Genomic DNA, 15,989 nt, shown 5'->3' with positions numbered 1-15,989 from the left:
GGTTCAGGACTCCTTGACCGCGATGGTCTCCACCGTGTTCGCGACGTGCTCGAACGCGTCGGCCGCCTCTTCGAGCACGTCGACGATCTGCTTGAGCTTCAGCACCTCGATGGCGTCGTACTTGCCGTTGAAGAGCTGGGCGAGAAGCTTCCGGTGGATCTGGTCCGCCTGGTTCTCGAGGCGGTTGACCTCGATCCAGTACTCGGTCAGGTTCTCCATGGTCCGCAGGTGGGGCATGGCCTCGGCGGTCAGCTCGGCCGCCCGCGCCAGGACCTCGATCTGCTGCTCGACTCCCTTGGGGAGCTCCTCCACGTTGTAGAGGACGACCAGGTCGACGGCCTCCTCCATGAAGTCCATGATGTCGTCGAGCGACGACGCCAGGCTGTAGATGTCCTCGCGGTCGAACGGCGTGATGAAGGAGGAGTTCAGCTGGTGGAAGATCGCGTGCGTCGCGTCGTCCCCCGCGTGCTCCGCCGCCCGCATCCGTTCCGCGATCTCGGCCCGGGCGGAAGGTTCCGCTCCGAGCAGTTCCATCAGGAGCTTGGAGCCCGTGACGATGTTGTCCGCGGATGCGGCGAACATGTCGTAGAAGCTCGTCTCCCTGGGGGTCAGACGAAATCGCACGTGAGGTCCTCGGGGTGCATTGGATTCGGTCAGGCTGATGCTAGGCGCATCCCCCGGCCACGGCTAACCGGCCGTTCCCCAGTGTCCTCCATCAGGCACAGTGGGCGGCACGGACCCCTGTCCCTCCGGCCAGGGCGAAGTACCCTATACCCATCAGGGGTATGGGTCCCCGATGCCGGACCACGGGAGGACGCATGACGACCATCGAGGCCGAAGGCTCCGGAGCCGTCCACGGCTATCACCACCAGAAGGACGAGCACCTCAAACGACTGCGCCGGATCGAGGGGCAGATCCGCGGCCTCCAGCGGCTCGTCGACGAGGACGTCTACTGCATCGACATACTCACGCAGGTCTCGGCGAGCACGAAGGCGCTCCAGTCCTTCGCCCTCCAGCTACTGGAGGAACACCTGCGCCACTGCGTCGCGGACGCGGCGGTCAAGGGCGGCACCGAGATCGACGCCAAGGTCGAAGAGGCCACGAAGGCCATCGCCCGCCTCCTGCGCACCTGAACCGCGCCCGCAGCGCACCCGAACCGCACCCGAACCGCACCTTCGAGCGGGCCGCCCCGCCGCGGTGGGCCCACCACGGCGGGCTACAGGCAGATGCCGAGCAGGACCTCGTCGATCCGGTCCTGGCTGAGCCGTTCCTCCGCCGCGGCGGAGGCGGCGATGATCAGTTCACCGCACAGCTCGATCTCGGCGAGCGCCACGTGGTCCTGCACCGTCGTACCGCCTGCGGGAGTCACGCGCGTCACCTCTCTCTACCGCCCGCGCCCGTCGGCGCCCGGCTCCTCAGCCTAGGGAGCGGGGCTCGCGTCGCGCATGACACGGATGGACCATTTCCGGATACCGGGCCCATGACCCGATCGCACCGCCCCGACCGGCCGTCGCGACTATTCGGCGATCTTGCCCGCGTAAATGTCCCCGCTTGGGGGCAATACGACGGCGACCGGTGTCCCGAACCCGTACAGCAGCGTGGTCGACGAGACATCGATCACGCCATTCTTGACGTACGTGAATCGGTGCCTGACCTTGCGCAACCGTCCCTCCTCGTCGAGGTAGGCGTCGAAGGGCACGCTGTCCTTGCTGAACCCTTTCGCCGCCGCCTCCAGCGCTCCCTTCACCCCGGGCGAGGCGCTCCGGGCGGCCTGCCCGATGTCCGTCGTCCCCCGGTAGTGCCGCACCTTCGTGCCCGAGACCTCGGTCTCGCCCACGTACGTCACCTCCCGCGCGGCCCGCAGCAGCTCGGCGGCGGCGATCGGGTCGGTGGCGCCGCCGGTGACGAGGTTGCCGTCGGCGAGGGAGGCCGTGTCGAGGCGGACCCACTTGTCGTCGGGGACCCCGGCGCCCCGGTTCTTCATGTAGAGCGCGCCGGGGACGAGGAGCTCGGTGATGGGCCGGTGCTCGGCCTTGCCGGTCACGTCGGCGGGCAGCATCACCAGCAGCTGCCCCATCCGCTTCCTGAAGTCGACGCCGCCCTCGCCGCGGATGGTGACCCGGGTGCCGCCGGTGGCCATCTCCATCGCCGTACGGGTCCGCGCGCTGCCGGTGGCGGTGAGCGCGTCGGCGGCCCCGCGGACCACCGCGGCCGGGTCCCGTTCCGGCCGGTCGTCGCCGGCGCCCGTACGGGGGCCCGTACCGGTTCCGCCGGCCACCCCGCAGCCGCCGAGGGCCGCCACGGCGACCGCGACGCCGACCGCGAGCACCGCCCCGGCCACCCGCCTCGTACGTCCTCGCCGCCACCCGTGCTGGTGCACCACCATCGCCTGCCAACCCCCAACGCGTGACCGCTGCTTGCCCGAGGCCCCCACCCGCTCCGGTTAACGAGGCCTGGGGTTTCCCGTCACGGGGCATCGGGTACGGAAGCCCATTCCGGGCCGGGTCGAACCCCGGTACCTTGGGGGTGTGGAATCCCACGCGAAGGCCGATCAGGCCGCTCCGTTTACCGATGTCCCGGCCCCGCGCCACCCCGCGCTGACCGCGTCTTCGGACACCGTTCACCGCACCGACACCGCCGAGCGCGGCTCCTTCTGCCTGGCCGTGTGCGACTGCGGCTGGAAGGGCCCGGCCCGCCGCTCGCGCGACCTGGCCCGCAGGGACGCCACCCGCCACACGGACGGCTGACCCGCCGGCCCCGTACCCCGTTCGGTCGCCCCGGCTGGCCGCGGCGCGCGGGACCCGTTGCCCTGGACTCATGCCAGGAACCGCACCCCGCCTCGCGGCCCTCCTCTGGGCCCTGCTGATCGCGCTCACCCCGGCCGCGGCGGCCTGGGCCCGCCCCGTGGGCACGGCGGACGGACCGGGCGACGTGGCGCTGGCCATCGGGGTCACCACCGCGGCCGCCGTGGCCACCGGCCTGTGGCTGCGCTCCCGCTACCGCCGCGAGGAGCCCGGGCGTCCGGGCCCGGGCCCGGACGGCGAGGAGGACCCGGCCGGAAGCGGTGACGGCGGCGCGGACGGCCGCGGGGGCGTCGGACGGTGAGGTCCCGGCCGCGCCCGGCGGCGGTCCGCCTGTGCTTCGGCGCGGCGGGCCTGTGCCTGCTGGTGGCGCTGCTGCTGTCGGTGTGGGACGCGCACGCCGGCCGGTGACCCGTCGGCGCGCCGGCGGTCAGGCCGCGAGGTCGCTCTCCGCCGGTCGCTGCGCCAGCTCCACCGGCCGGGCCAGCACCCGCCCCTCGGCCCGTACGAGCCGCCCCGCGCGCGGCGAGCGCGCCACCGCCCGCACCAGCGGGCTCAGCAGGGCCATCGCGGGCGGGGCCAGCAGCAGCACCACGGCGGTGCCGAGCGCGAAGCCGCCGATGACGTCGGTCGGGTAGTGCACGCCGAGGTACACGCGGCACAGCCCCTCGGCGAGCGCGAGACCGATGCCGACGAGCCCGAGCCGACGGTTCGCCAGGAACACGCCGATGCCGAGCGCCATCGTCAGGGTGGCGTGGTCGCTGACGAAGGACCAGCCCGCGCCCGGCCCGGTGGCGCCGGCGAGGACGTCGAGCCCGTCGTGCTGCGCGAACGGGCGCGGCCGGGCCACGAACTCCCGTAGCGGCACGTTGACGAGGAGCGCGACGGCGGCGGCGAGGGGGGCCCACACCAGGGAGGCGAAGGCCTCGGCGGCCGTCGACTCGTCCTGCCGTCGGGCGCCGTGCCAGCACCACAGCAGGAGCAGGACGAGGGCGAGGGGGATGCCGTAGCCGCCGACGAAGGCCACGCCCCTGTCGAACCAGTCGGGCGCCCGGTGGGCGAGGCCGTTGATCCTGTACAGCAGGCTGACATCCACATTCGGCCCACCGGTTGTGAGTCCAGCCATGCGACGCGGCCCCTTGCTTGCCTAGGTCCCCTGTGGACGCACGCCTGTGTGCGCCCCTTCAACCCCCGCCGATCAGCCCCCGTGTTCATGGAACGCCCGTTCTGGCGGCTCCGTTCCACTCATCACCGAATGATCACTCCAACGTTATCCAAGAGAGACACGTCGTCGCAGCTCAAGGCCTTCGCTTCACGGAGAGTCGCTAGGGGGCGGGAGTGGACCCCGGACGCTCCGGAAGCGCCTCCGCACCGTCCTTCGTGACGCGGGTGGCCCCGAAGTAGTCGGGGGTGTCGATCTTGTCGAAGCGGATGACCGCGCCGGTGTACGGGGCGTTGATCATGTAGCCTCCGCCGACGTACAGCCCGACGTGCCGGATTTCCCGCGAGTTCGTCAGATCATCGGAGAAGAAGACCAGGTCGCCGGGCAGGAGTTCGGCGCGCGAGGGATGGGAGCCCGCGTTGTACTGGTCGTTGGCCACGCGCGGCAGCTCGATCCCCACCGTCTCGTACGCCGCCTTCGTCAACCCCGAGCAGTCGAACCGCCCGTCCTGGTCGGGCGTCCCGTTGCCACCCCACAGGTACGGGGTGCCGAGCTGCTTCTGCGCGAAGTAGATGGCCCCGGCCGCCTGCTGGGACGGCGCCACCCGCCCGACCGGCCGCTCGAAGCTCTTGGCCAGGGTGGTGATGGCCTTCACGTACCCCTGCGTCTCCTTGTACGGGGGCACCCCGCCGTACTTGATCACCGCGTACGCGCCCGCGTTGTAGGCCGCCAGCATGTTGGACGTCGGATCGCCCGGCACGCTCGCCACGTCCTTGGCCAGGGTGCAGTCGTACGAAGCCGCCGAGGGGATGGCGTCGTTGGGGTCCCAGATGTCCCGGTCGCCGTCCCCGTCCCCGTCGACCCCGTGGCCCGCCCACGTACCCGGGATGAACTGCGCGATCCCGCGGGCGTCCGCCGGACTGACGGCGCTCGGGTTCCAGCCGCTCTCCGAGTACAGCTGGGCCGCCAGCAGCGCCGGGGTGATCGCCGGGCAGAGGGTCCCCCACTTCTGCACCAGCGCCTGGTACTTCCCGGGCACGGCCCCCTTGGCGAGGCCCAGCGGCCGTCCACCGCCCGCGGCCCCCGCGAGGCCGGCCGCGGCCGAATAGGTACCGACCACCAGCAGGAGGAGGAAGCTCAGCGCCACCCCGATCCCGATCCCGCCCGTTTTCCAGTATCTGCGCACCCGTCAACCCTCCCCCATGGCCGTCGCTTTCATTTGCGAATCGCCGGTGACGCCGGTCCTACTACCCCACTTGGAAGCCCCCGCACGCCGCGCCGGAGCACCGCGCGGGGTCACGCCCGAGGCACGGGAGGACCGGCCCGGCGCAGACCCGCACCCCGCGGGGTCACCGGCGCGCGAAGCCGAACCGCCGGCGCGCGCGCCACGGCGCGGGCGCCCCTCCCGAGCATCACCCCGCGGCGCTTCCCCGTCGAGCCTCCCACACGGACCGCCTTCCCCGGCACGGGGGTTGGCGCTCAGCGCGGGGCCACGAACAGGCTCTGCGCGATCCGCCCGATCGGCCCCTTCTCGTCGTGCGCGCGGGCGTCCACCAGCCCGATCCCGCCCGGATCCACACTCGTACGGGACTCCACGCAGACCCACTCCCCCACCGGGTGCCGGTGCAGGTGGACGGTCAGGTCGCCGTTGAGGAAGACGAAGCCGCCGTAGTCCAGGGTCGCGCTGATCCCGTTCGCCGAGTCCGCCGCCACCAGCACCCGGTCCAGGGGCCGGATCTCCTCCCCCGCCACCAGCGGCACCCGCATCCGCATCCAGCAGGTGCCCGGCCCCGGCTCGGTGAAGCCGCCCCGGACGAAACGGGCCTCCACCGCCGTGTGGTACCCCCGCTCCCAGGGCACCGGGAAGAACGGCGCCGACGCCGCCCACCCCGGCGGCGCCACCAGCGGCCCCTGCGCCACCTCCGGCACCGGCTCGTCCGCGACCCGGATCCGCAGCGCCCGGGCGAGCATCACCGGCCCGGAGGCCCCCTCGGGCGTCAGCGCCGCCTCGACGAGCTCGGTGCCCCGACCCGACCGGAGCACGCTCGTGGTGATCTCCAGCCGCCCGATCGGCACCGGCCGCACCACCTCGTACGTGATCCGGGCCGTCCGCAGCTCCGTACGCCCGCCCGGCCGCTCCTCGACCGCACGCCCCAACAGCGCCGCCGGCGGCCCGGCGTGCTGCGCACGGGGGTCCCAGGGCCCGCGCGTGGCCTCGCCGGCCAGGAAGCGGCCCGCGTCGAGCCGCTCGTAGAACCCGTCGAACCCGTCCTCAGCGTCCATGCGCCCGCACGCTACCGGCAGGTAACGCCGCTCGCCGGCCCCGTACGCCGCGCCCCGCGCCCCCGCGCCCCGCTCAGCGGGCGAAGCCCAACCCGACGCCCAGACCCACCAGCACCGACCCGATCGCCCGGTTCAGCGCCTTCTGCGCCTTCAGCATCCGCTCGCGCAGGCGCGTGTTCGAGAAGAACAGCGCCACCGCCGCGAACCACCCCAGGTGCGCCGCCGCCATGAACAGCCCGTAGCCGACCTGCCGCCACGCCGACGTGTCCGGCTCGACGACCTGCGTGAACGTCGACACCACGAACAGCGTCGTCTTCGGGTTCAGCACGTTGGTCAGGAACCCGGAGCGCAAGGCCCCCAGCCGGCTGAGATCGGGCTTCGAGTCGAGGTCCACCGTCAGGTCCGCCCGCGCCCGGAAGGTCCGGATCCCGATCCACACCAGGTACGCCGCCCCCGCCAGCTTGATCGCCGTGAACAGCGCGGTCGAGGAGGCGATCAGCAGCCCGACCCCCAGCATCGTGTACGACACGTGCACCAGCACCCCCGCCGCGACCCCGGCGGCCGCGAACAGGCCGGTGGGACGACCGTAGAGGTAACTGTTGCGGACGACCATGGCGAAGTCCGCGCCCGGACTGATCACGGCGAGGAGGGTGATGACGGCAACTGCGATCACTTCTGTCATGTACCGGACTCTGCCTGGCCCGCTCCCCGTCGATCAAGACCCACCGACCGGGGACAATGAACCCGTGTCCACCTCGCCGGCCCCCCTGCCCCTGCCCGTCCTCCAGGCCGACTGCACCGCCTGCTTCGCCCTGTGCTGCGTCGCCCTGCCCTTCGCCAAGTCCACCGACTTCGCGGTGGACAAGTCCGCCGGAACCCCCTGCGGCAACCTCCGCGAGGACTTCCGCTGCGGCATCCACACCCGCCTGCGGGACTCGGGCTTCCAGGGCTGCACCGTCTTCGACTGCTTCGGCGCGGGACAGCAGATCTCCCAGGTCACCTTCGAGGGCCGCGACTGGCGCGCGCACCCCGACACCCGGGCCGAGATGTTCGAGGCCTTCCCCGTCATGCGCGGGCTCCACGAGCTGCTCTTCTACACCTCCGAGGCGCTCGCCCTCCCCGCCGCCGCCCCCGTCCACGCCGACCTGCGCGCCGCCCTGGCCAAGACCGAGGCCCTGACCCGGGCCGACGCCGCGACCCTCGTCGCCCTCGACGTCCCGGCCCTGCGCCAGGAGGTCAACGCCCTGCTCCTGAGGGCGAGCGAACTCGTACGCGCCAAGTCGCCGGGCCGCAGGAAGAACCACCGCGGGGCCGACCTCATGGGAGCCCGCCTCTCCGGCGCCGACCTGCGGGGCGCCAACCTGCGCGGCGCCTACCTGATCGCCGCCGACCTGCGCCGCGCCGACCTGCGCGGAGCCGACCTCATCGGCGCCGACCTGCGCGACGCGAACCTGCGCGGCGCCGACCTGCGCGACGCCCTCTTCCTCACCCAGGCCCAGCTGAACGCCGCCCGCGGCGACACCGCCACCCGCGTCCCCACCACCCTGACCCGCCCCGCGCACTGGGCGGCGTAACCCTCCCCACCCGTACGCCCCTCACGCATCAACGCGCCCCCGTACGCCTTCGAGCCCCCGCACCACCCAACCGAACGGCACTACAGAACGACTGACGGAACGTCGTACGAATGTCAGCGGTTCGGCGCAACGCGACGCGCCCCCACTGCGCCGAACGGCCGCCCCTCACACGGCCCCGCGCACGCCGAGCCGACAATCATTGCCCGGGGTCACCCACCGTGATACACAGAGTGACCAGGTCAGGGCGTGCGGGAGGGGCGCGCGCCGGGAGATCGGGTAAAGAGAGCCGCCAAGTCGACGACGGGCGCGGTTTCATCAGCGAAGATAGTGCGTGACCCCTGCCGTCGGGCACGGGCTACCGGAACTACCCATACAGGGGCGGTGAGTTACATGATCCTGGCAGCCGAAAAGGGCGACATCACCACCATCATCGGCGGAATCGCCCCGAACTGGGGGCCGTTCGGCAGTCTCGGCAACGAAGCGAAGATCATGATCGAAGTGGTCATGGCCGTCGCGATCCTCCTCTGCCTCGGCATCGCCATCTGGGGCGCCGCCAAGCAGCGCATCGGCGCGACCGCCCTGCGCGACACCTTCAGCGCGGAACAGGGCAAGGGCCTGATCGTGGCCGGCCTGACGGGCGTCTTCATCATCGGCTCGCTCGGCACACTCTTCACGATCGTCTACGGAATGGCCGTCTAGCCGAACCACCGGGCCCGGCCGCACCCTGATGAGGAATCACCACACCGCGTCTGAGCGGACACGAGCGCTACCGTCGAACGACGCGGAGGGGGCGGACAGGCAGTGAGCAACGACGACCAGTACGGCGACGTGGGCGGCACCGGCCAGACCCGCACCCGCCTCCCGGACTACCCCGCCGACCCCTACTCCACCCCCCGCCGCACCCCCCGCCCCACCCGCGGCCTGGTCACGGTGGTCGGCGTGGTCGTCCTCCTCATCGCCGCCATCGCCTTCGCGAACCGCTCCGGCGACACCCCGGACACCTCCACCGCGAACAAGCCCCCGGAAACCTCCCCCACGGCCCCGACGGGCACCCCCCCGGTCACCACCAAGGCCGCGGGTATCCCGAAGAACTTCGCCCACGACGAACAGGGCGCCCAATCGGCGGCGGCGAACTACGCGGTCGCCCTGGGCTCGGACGGCATGCTGAAGAAGGACGTCCGCCACGCCCTCATGGACGGCATCTACACCCCACAGGCGGCCGCCCAACGCAAGCCGGCTCAGGACGCCGCCTACTCGACGGCCTTCCTCGCCTCCCTCGGCCTGGACCCGAACGGCAACGCCCCACAGGGCAGCACCTTCGTCACCCGAGCCGTCCCGGTCGGCACCCGCGTCGAGAGCTACAGCCCCACCAGCGCCAAGATCGCCGTCTGGTACACGGGCCTGATCGGCATGTCGGGGACCAAGTCCACCACCCCCGTGCGCACCACCTGGCAGACCTGGACCTTCGAGCTGTCCTGGGTCGGAGAAGACTGGAAGGTCACTGCGGACAGCCAGCAGAACGGCCCCGCTCCGGTCCCCGGAGACGTAGCCGCTTCCGTGTCCGACGACATCAGCAAGGCCGTGCAGGAGTTCGGAGGGTTCACCTATGCCCGGTAGCCGTCGTCCCCTCCGCATCGCGGGCACCTTCCTCGCCGTCCAGACGGCCTTGGTGCTCCTGTCCGCCCGGGCCTACGCAGCGCCCACGCCCACGCCCACTCCGTCAGGCGGCCCGTCCCCGTCCGGCAGCCCCGCGAAGGACAACCGCTGCGAGGGCGTGTTCGGGCCCGTCAAGGAAAACTGCGAGCGCCAGGCAGGCAACAACCCTCCCTCCGGCACCGGTCTCTCCCCGGACAGCCCCACCGACGCCATCAACCCCCTCTCCTCCCTCGCCAAGGGCTGCGCCGACGCCGCCGCCTGGATCGTCGGCAAACTCAGCGAAGCCGTCAAAAGCACCGCCAACGTCGACTTCACCAACCCCGCCTTCCTCCAGCAGTACGCCGTCGTCTTCGCCGCCTCCACCATCCTCACCCTCGTCCTCTGGCTCCTCGCCGTCACGAAGCGCGCCATCCGCGGCGTCCCCCTCGCCACCGCCCTCTCCGAAGCCATCGGCTTCCTCTGGCTGACCGTCCTGGCCTCCGCCTTCACCCCCCTGATCCTCTACACCGTCGTCTCCGCCACCGACGGCGTCACCGAGGTCATCGCCTCCGCCACCGGCAACCAGACCGACGTCTTCTTCGGCTCCTTCGCCGAAGCCCTCAAAAAGGGCGAGGACATCGGCGGCGGCCCGATCATGCTGATCGTCGTCGCCCTCGTCACCGTCCTCGCCGCCGGCGTGCTCTGGCTGGAGCTCGTCATCCGCGCCGCCCTCCTCTACGTCGGCGCCCTCCTCGGCACCGTCGTCTACGCCGGACTCGTCGACCGCAACATGTGGGGCCACGTCCGCCGCTGGGCGGGCATCATGATCGCCGTCATCCTCGTGAAGCCGGTCATCGTCGTCGTCCTCGGCCTCGCCGGCGCCCTCTCCGGCGACAAGGGCCCCAACGCCTTCTCCGCCGTCGTCTCCGGCCTCGCCATCATCCTCCTGGCGATCTTCGCCTCCGCCGCCATCTACCGCTTCGTCCCCGGCTTCGGCGACGAGATCGCCTCCGCCCGCTCCAACCGCTCCAAGGCCACCGACGGCGCCCAGGCCGCCGCCGTCATCAGCTCCCCCGCCTCCCTCGTCTCCCAGGGCATCAAGACCCACAGCAGCCGCGGCGGCGGAGGCGGCGCCCACCGCGCCGGCGGCTCGGGCGGCGGCGACGCCAACCAGATCTCCGGAGGCATGGCCGCCCACAGCAGCCGGGGCGGCTCGGGCGGCGGCTCCCTCCCCGCCCCCCCACCTCCGCCCCGCACCGGCTCCAGCACGAGGACCACCGGCAACACAGGAAACACAGGAGGTGACGGGCGTTGACGACCCAGTCCCACCAGCTCCACCCGGTCGCGCCCCGCCGCACGTATCTCATCGGCCGCGCCCGGCCGAACGCGATCGTCGGCAAGAACCGCGAAACCGGCGAGATCGCACTGATCATCGCCGGCGCGTTCTTCGGCATGATGAGCGGACTGCTCGTCCCCGACCTCACCCTGCGCATCGTCGCACTCGTCGGCTTCCCCCTCCTCGCCCTCGCGGCCGTGTACGTCCCCTACCGGGGCCGCACCTTCTACCGCTGGTTCGAGATCAGCCGCAGCTACAAGCGCACCCTGCGCCGCGGCACCACCTACCGCTCCTCCGCCATGGAGGCCGGCACCCGCGCCGCCGACGGCCGCGAGGTCGAGGTCGGCCCGCCCCCCGGCATCGGCCGCATCAACTGGCTCGCCGCCCCCTTCGGCCCCGACGAGATCGCCGTACTCCTCCACGCGGACCGCCGCACCGTCACCGCCGCCATCGAGATCGAGGGCCCCGGCGTCGGCCTGCGCGACAGCGAGGACCAGGAAGCCCTCGTCGACCGCTTCGGCACCCTCCTCAAGCACGTCGCCAACGGCGACGGCTTCGTCACCCGCCTCCAGATGCTCGCCCGCACCCTCCCGGCCGACCCCGACGCCCACGCGAAGGACGTCGCCCAACGCGGCGACACCCACGCCCCCGTCTGGCTGCGCGACTCCTACGACCAACTCCAGTCGATGGTGTCCACCTCCTCCGAGCAGCACCGCGCCTACCTCGTCGCCTGCATGCACTACACGCGCGAACTCGCCGCCGAGGCCCAGACCATCGCCCGCGCCGCCACACCCCACAAGGGCCGCAAGCTCGACCGCGACGCCGGCCTCGCCATCGTCATGGCCCGCGAGCTCACCGACATCTGCGCCCGCCTCGCCGAAGCCGACATCCGCGTCCGCCAACCCCTCGGCCAGGGCCGCCTCGCCTCCCTCGTGCACTCCATGTACGACCCCGACCACCCCATCGACCACATCCAGGCCATGACCAAGCGCAACGCCTGGCCCGCCGAACTGGACGCCGTCGAACCCACCTACCTCCAGGCCAAGACCCGCGAGTCCTCCACCCGCGCCCCCTGGTGCCACGCCACCGCCTGGGTCAAGGAATGGCCCATGACCCCCGTCGGCGTGAACTTCCTCGCCCCGCTCCTCGTCCACACCCCCGACGTCATCCGCACGGTCGCCGTCACCATGGACCTGGAACCCACGGAGATCGCCATCGAGCGCATGCTCACGGAGAAGACGAACGACGAGGCCGACGCCTCCCGCGCCGCCAAGATGAACCGCACCGTCGACCCCCGCGACATCGCCGCCCACGGCCGGCTCGACCAGAGGGGTGAAGATCTCGCCAGCGGCGCTGCCGGGGTCAACCTCGTCGGGTACATCACGGTGTCCTCGCGTTCACCCGAAGCCCTCGCCCGCGACAAGCGCACCATCCGCGCCTCCGCCGGCAAGTCCTACCTGAAGCTCGAATGGTGCGACCGCGAGCACCACCGCGCCTTCGTCAACACCCTGCCGTTCGCCACCGGCATCCGACGCTAGCTGGAGGGAACGGCCGCCCCATGCGAGATCCCATGTCCGCCCTGACGGACGCCTTCACCAGCTTCCTGTTCGGCAAGGTCGAGACCACCCGCCTGCCCGTACGCACCTCCACCGGCCAGGCGCAGGCCGTCTACCTGCCCACCGCGGCCCCCGGCCTCGGCGACTCCGGCGTCATCATCGGCCGCGAGGTCTACAGCGGCAAGGGCTACATCTACGACCCCTTCCAGCTGTACGGCCAGCAACTCCCGGCCCCCCACTGGCTGGTCCTCGGCGAGTCCGGCAACGGCAAGTCCGCCCTGGAGAAGACGTACGTCCTGCGCCAGCTCCGCTTCCGCGACCGCCAGGTCGTCGTCCTCGACGCCCAGGGCGAGGACGGCGTCGGCGAATGGAACCTCATCGCCCAGCAGCTGGGGATAACCCCCATCCGCCTGGACCCCATCGCCGCCAACGACGCCGGGATCCGCCTCAACCCCCTCGACCCGGCGATCACCACGACCGGCCAGCTCGCGCTGCTGCGCACCATCATCGAAGTCGCGATGGGCCACGGCCTCGACGAGCGCTCCGGCTTCGCCCTGAAGGTCGCCCACGCCTACGTCGTCGACACCATCCGCGACCGCCAACCCGTCCTCACCGACATCGTCGAACAACTGCGCCACCCCGAAGCCGAATCCGCCGAGGCCATGAACGTCGACATAGACGACGTCCGGGCCTGGGGCCTCGACGTCGCGCTCGTCCTCGACCGCCTCGTCGACGGCGACCTGCGCGGCATGTTCGACGGCCCCACGACCGTCGGCATCGACCTCGACGCCCCACTGATCGTCTTCGACCTCTCCCACATCGACCGCAACTCCATCGCCATGCCCATCCTCATGGCGATCGTCGGCGTGTGGCTGGAACACACCTGGATCCGCCCCGACCGCAAGAAGCGCATCTTCCTCGTCGAAGAGGCCTGGCACATCATCAACAGCCCCTTCGTCGCCCAGCTGTTCCAGCGCCTCCTGAAGTTCGGCCGCCGCCTCGGCCTGTCCTTCGTCGCCGTCGTCCACCACCTCTCCGACGTGGTCGACGGCGCCGCCGCCCGCGAGGCCGCCGCCATCCTCAAAATGGCGTCCACCCGCACGATCTACGCCCAGAAGGCGGACGAGGCCCGCGCCACCGGCCGCGTCCTCGGCCTGCCCCGCTGGGCCGTCGAGATCATCCCGACCCTCACCCCCGGCATCGCCGTCTGGGACGTCAACGGCAACGTCCAGGTGGTCAAACACCTGATCACCGAAGCCGAACGCCCCCTCGTCTACACCGACCGCGCGATGACGGAGTCCAGCCAACAGCTCCCCGACGAACTGCTGGCCGCCGAACTCGAAGCGGAGGAAAGAGCCCTGCTCATCGAACGCCACCGCCACGGCGGCCCCGGCTCGGCGACCACGGTGGCCTGACCATGTCCCACACCGACCGTACGCAGCCCCCCGCGCGCGGCGGCGGCGTCCCCGACGGGCTCTTGGTCGGCCTCCTGGCCTTCCTCATCGGGCTCGCCGTCCTGATCTGGTCGGCCACCGGCCTGTCCGCCCTCTTCGCGAAGGGCGCCTGGCCGCAGACGGTCACCTTCACCCGCACCCCGGGGGCCGCCCGCTCCCTGATAGCGCAACCCCAGAACCTCGCGGCGGCCTGGCCGGACACCGACCCGAACTCCCTCTCCGGCTGGGGGCTGTTCTGGGGCCTGCTCATCGGCCAACTCCTGATCGTCCTGGTGCTGACGATCTTCGTCATCGGCGTCATCGCCCGTACGAAGGCCCGCCGCACCCGCCCACACCCCGAGCCCCCCACCCCGGCCCCACTCCCCCACCCCACACCCACACCCACACCCGCGGCCAAGACCCCCACCGCGACAACCCCACCCCCCACCCACACACCCACCCACACACCCACACCCACACCCACACCCACGGACGAGGCCTACCGCTACGGCTTCGGCTACGCCCCCACCCGCCCGACCCCGCCCACCCCCACGACGCTCAGCACCCTCACCACCCAGACCCCGCAGCGGATCGGCTACGCACCCCCCGCCGAACGCCACCACCTCGCCGCGCGCGCCATCGCCGCCGCCGAGGGCGCGGCCCTGGTGGTGACCTCCTCCCCCGCCCTCTGGGCGGAGACGAAGGACGCCCGCGCCAAACTCGGCCCGGTCCTCCTCTACGACCCCTCGCACCTGTGCGACACCCCGGCCCGCATGCACTGGAACCCCGCCGAGGGGTGCGCCGACCGCGACACCGCCGCCGCCCGCGCCACCGCCCTGCTGGCCCCCGTACGCCCCTCGGCCCGCCTCGACAGCGCCGTCGCGGACACCGCGGAAACCCTCCTGCGCAGCTGGCTCCAGGCCGTCGCCGTCGACGGCCTCCCCTTCAAGCAGCTCGCCCGCTGGGCCCAGGGCAACGGCTCCCAGGAGCCCGTACGCATCCTGCGCACCCACCCGCAGGCCGCCCCCGGCGCCGCCGGCGAGCTGGAGAGCGCCCTCACCGCCCACCCCGAGCGCCGCGAACAGGCCCAGTACCTGACGGCCCGCGCCCTGTCCTGCCTGACCTCGATCCACATCCGCGAGGCCTGCAACCCGCACCGGACGGACGCCCTGACCCTCGCTTCGTTCATCGCCGAAGGGGGCACCCTCTACGTGGTGGGCGAACCCCTCGAAGACCCCCGCACCCACCCGGGAGCGATGCCCCTCCTCACCGCGCTCGCCGCGGACGTGGTCGAGCACGGCCGCCGCATGGCCGCGCGGTCATCCCCCGGCCGGCTCGACCCACCACTGACGCTGGTCCTGGAGGACATCGCGGCCGTGGCACCGGTCCCCCAGCTCCCGGACCTCCTCCAGGACGAGACCCTGCCCCTCCTGGCCCTGTGCCGCAGCCGCGAACAGGCCCGCACCCGCTGGCCGCACGCGACCTTCGCCTGAGCCCCCTTCCCGCCCCTACCCGCGGGGCCGGTCGAGGACGTACTCGTGCTCGTGCTTCCCGGTCCCGCCCTCCAGCTCCACCACGCGCCCGCTCGCCGCGAACCCGAAGCGCCGGTAGAAGGCGGCCGCCCGCGCGTTGTCCTCGTGCACGAAGAGCCGTACGCGTTCCAACGCCGGCCCCTCCAGCGCCCAGGCCCACTCCACCCCGGCCGCGAACAGGGCCTCGGTCAGCCCCGTCCCCCGCTGCTCCGGCCGCACGAACACGCCCACGACATGCCCCTGACCCCGCTCGACCCGATCCCCGAAGAAGTCGACGGTGCCCGCCTCCTCGACGAGGACGGTCACGGAGCCGACCCACCGTCCGTCGGGCGCTTCCGCGATGAACTGCCGGGCCCCACGGCCCTCGGCACCCCCCGCCGTCCGCTCCTGCCAGAACCCGTCGGGCTGCGCGGAGGCCCGCTCGAAGGTGTCCAGGAACGCCACCGGCGCCGCGGGATCCCTCAGCGCGTCCAACCGCAATTCCTTGACCTGCTGCCACTCCTCGGCCCGTACGGCCCGCACCACGTAGTCACTCATAACCATGGATCCTAGCCGGCCCCCACCGACCCTTACCGACCCCTGAACGCAGAAAAGCCCCGCACCATAAGGTGCGGGGCTTTCCCACAATGATTGTTCGGCGGCGTCCTACTCTCCCACAGGGTCCCCCCTGCAGTACC

At 72.0% G+C, this 15,989-nt stretch carries 18 protein-coding genes; 10 read left to right on the top strand and 8 right to left on the bottom strand.

The window, feature by feature from the left end; translation table 11 throughout:
- Positions 1-3 precede the first annotated feature (3 nt).
- Positions 4-624: a DUF47 domain-containing protein gene (locus ACZ6ZI_RS23845; protein WP_363055585.1), complete on the bottom strand. Its 621-nt coding sequence runs from the start codon at positions 622-624 to the stop codon at positions 4-6.
- 194 nt (positions 625-818) lie between these two features.
- Between ACZ6ZI_RS23845 and ACZ6ZI_RS23840 the strand changes: the two genes are divergently transcribed.
- Positions 819-1,133 carry a metal-sensitive transcriptional regulator gene (locus tag ACZ6ZI_RS23840; protein WP_030009310.1) on the top strand — a complete coding sequence of 105 codons (315 nt, stop codon included), beginning with the start codon at positions 819-821 and terminating at the stop codon, positions 1,131-1,133.
- Positions 1,134-1,216: 83 nt separating this feature from the next.
- On the opposite strand, the gene ACZ6ZI_RS23835 is transcribed toward ACZ6ZI_RS23840, so the two are convergent.
- Both ACZ6ZI_RS23835 and ACZ6ZI_RS23830 read right to left on the bottom strand, forming a co-directional pair.
- On the bottom strand, positions 1,217-1,369 hold the full coding sequence (locus ACZ6ZI_RS23835) for a hypothetical protein (protein WP_363055615.1): 153 nt from the start codon (positions 1,367-1,369) through the stop codon (positions 1,217-1,219).
- Positions 1,370-1,516: 147 nt separating this feature from the next.
- A complete protein-coding gene (locus tag ACZ6ZI_RS23830; protein WP_469524036.1) occupies positions 1,517-2,386 on the bottom strand; it encodes an SCO4651 family lipoprotein in 870 nt (289 codons plus the stop codon).
- Positions 2,387-2,528: 142 nt separating this feature from the next.
- Here ACZ6ZI_RS23830 and ACZ6ZI_RS23825 point away from each other — a divergent pair, with 142 nt between their 5' ends.
- Positions 2,529-2,747, top strand: a complete 219-nt coding sequence (locus tag ACZ6ZI_RS23825; protein ID WP_469524034.1) for a hypothetical protein — start codon at positions 2,529-2,531, stop codon at positions 2,745-2,747.
- A gap of 70 nt (positions 2,748-2,817) precedes the next feature.
- Positions 2,818-3,105, top strand: coding sequence for a hypothetical protein (locus tag ACZ6ZI_RS23820; RefSeq protein WP_469524033.1), 288 nt, complete (start codon positions 2,818-2,820; stop codon positions 3,103-3,105).
- Positions 3,106-3,231: 126 nt separating this feature from the next.
- On the opposite strand, the gene ACZ6ZI_RS23815 is transcribed toward ACZ6ZI_RS23820, so the two are convergent.
- The 4 genes from ACZ6ZI_RS23815 to ACZ6ZI_RS23800 form a co-directional block, all read right to left on the bottom strand.
- Positions 3,232-3,927 (bottom strand): phosphatase PAP2 family protein, encoded by a 696-nt coding sequence (locus ACZ6ZI_RS23815; protein WP_469524031.1) that lies wholly within the window; start codon positions 3,925-3,927, stop codon positions 3,232-3,234.
- Between the two features lie 199 nt (positions 3,928-4,126).
- Positions 4,127-5,149, bottom strand: a complete 1,023-nt coding sequence (locus ACZ6ZI_RS23810) for a C40 family peptidase (protein WP_469524029.1) — start codon at positions 5,147-5,149, stop codon at positions 4,127-4,129.
- Between the two features lie 293 nt (positions 5,150-5,442).
- Entirely contained in the window at positions 5,443-6,246 is an 804-nt protein-coding gene (locus ACZ6ZI_RS23805) for a thioesterase family protein (protein ID WP_469524027.1), read from the bottom strand.
- 73 nt (positions 6,247-6,319) lie between these two features.
- The gene (locus tag ACZ6ZI_RS23800) at positions 6,320-6,928 is read right to left on the bottom strand and encodes a LysE family translocator (protein ID WP_363055592.1); all 609 of its coding nucleotides are present in this window, start codon (positions 6,926-6,928) and stop codon (positions 6,320-6,322) included.
- Positions 6,929-6,992: 64 nt separating this feature from the next.
- Here ACZ6ZI_RS23800 and ACZ6ZI_RS23795 point away from each other — a divergent pair, with 64 nt between their 5' ends.
- From ACZ6ZI_RS23795 to ACZ6ZI_RS23765, 7 genes are all read left to right on the top strand, one after another.
- Complete coding sequence (locus tag ACZ6ZI_RS23795; protein WP_469524025.1) at positions 6,993-7,820, top strand: pentapeptide repeat-containing protein; 828 nt, start codon at positions 6,993-6,995, stop codon at positions 7,818-7,820.
- A gap of 390 nt (positions 7,821-8,210) precedes the next feature.
- Entirely contained in the window at positions 8,211-8,519 is a 309-nt protein-coding gene (locus ACZ6ZI_RS23790) for a hypothetical protein (protein ID WP_031145169.1), read from the top strand.
- A gap of 102 nt (positions 8,520-8,621) precedes the next feature.
- Complete coding sequence (locus ACZ6ZI_RS23785) at positions 8,622-9,437, top strand: DUF8175 domain-containg protein (RefSeq protein WP_469524023.1); 816 nt, start codon at positions 8,622-8,624, stop codon at positions 9,435-9,437.
- Complete coding sequence (locus ACZ6ZI_RS23780) at positions 9,427-10,770, top strand: hypothetical protein (protein WP_469524021.1); 1,344 nt, start codon at positions 9,427-9,429, stop codon at positions 10,768-10,770. Before ACZ6ZI_RS23785 ends, ACZ6ZI_RS23780 begins: the two co-directional genes overlap by 11 nt.
- Complete coding sequence (locus ACZ6ZI_RS23775) at positions 10,767-12,329, top strand: SCO6880 family protein (protein WP_363055596.1); 1,563 nt, start codon at positions 10,767-10,769, stop codon at positions 12,327-12,329. Before ACZ6ZI_RS23780 ends, ACZ6ZI_RS23775 begins: the two co-directional genes overlap by 4 nt.
- Before the next feature lie 20 nt (positions 12,330-12,349).
- Positions 12,350-13,762 carry an ATP-binding protein gene (locus ACZ6ZI_RS23770; protein WP_363055597.1) on the top strand — a complete coding sequence of 471 codons (1,413 nt, stop codon included), beginning with the start codon at positions 12,350-12,352 and terminating at the stop codon, positions 13,760-13,762.
- Between the two features lie 2 nt (positions 13,763-13,764).
- On the top strand, positions 13,765-15,273 hold the full coding sequence (locus ACZ6ZI_RS23765) for a type VI secretion protein (RefSeq protein ID WP_469524020.1): 1,509 nt from the start codon (positions 13,765-13,767) through the stop codon (positions 15,271-15,273).
- Between the two features lie 15 nt (positions 15,274-15,288).
- Here the strand turns inward: ACZ6ZI_RS23765 and ACZ6ZI_RS23760 are convergent, their stop codons facing one another.
- The gene (locus tag ACZ6ZI_RS23760; protein WP_469524018.1) at positions 15,289-15,849 is read right to left on the bottom strand and encodes a GNAT family N-acetyltransferase; all 561 of its coding nucleotides are present in this window, start codon (positions 15,847-15,849) and stop codon (positions 15,289-15,291) included.
- Between the last annotated feature and the right edge of the window lie 140 nt (positions 15,850-15,989).

The organism is Streptomyces sp. NPDC103540 (genome assembly GCF_055584445.1).
Note: the sequence above shows the minus strand (reverse complement) of the source record. Positions and strands in the feature narration are given on the sequence as shown.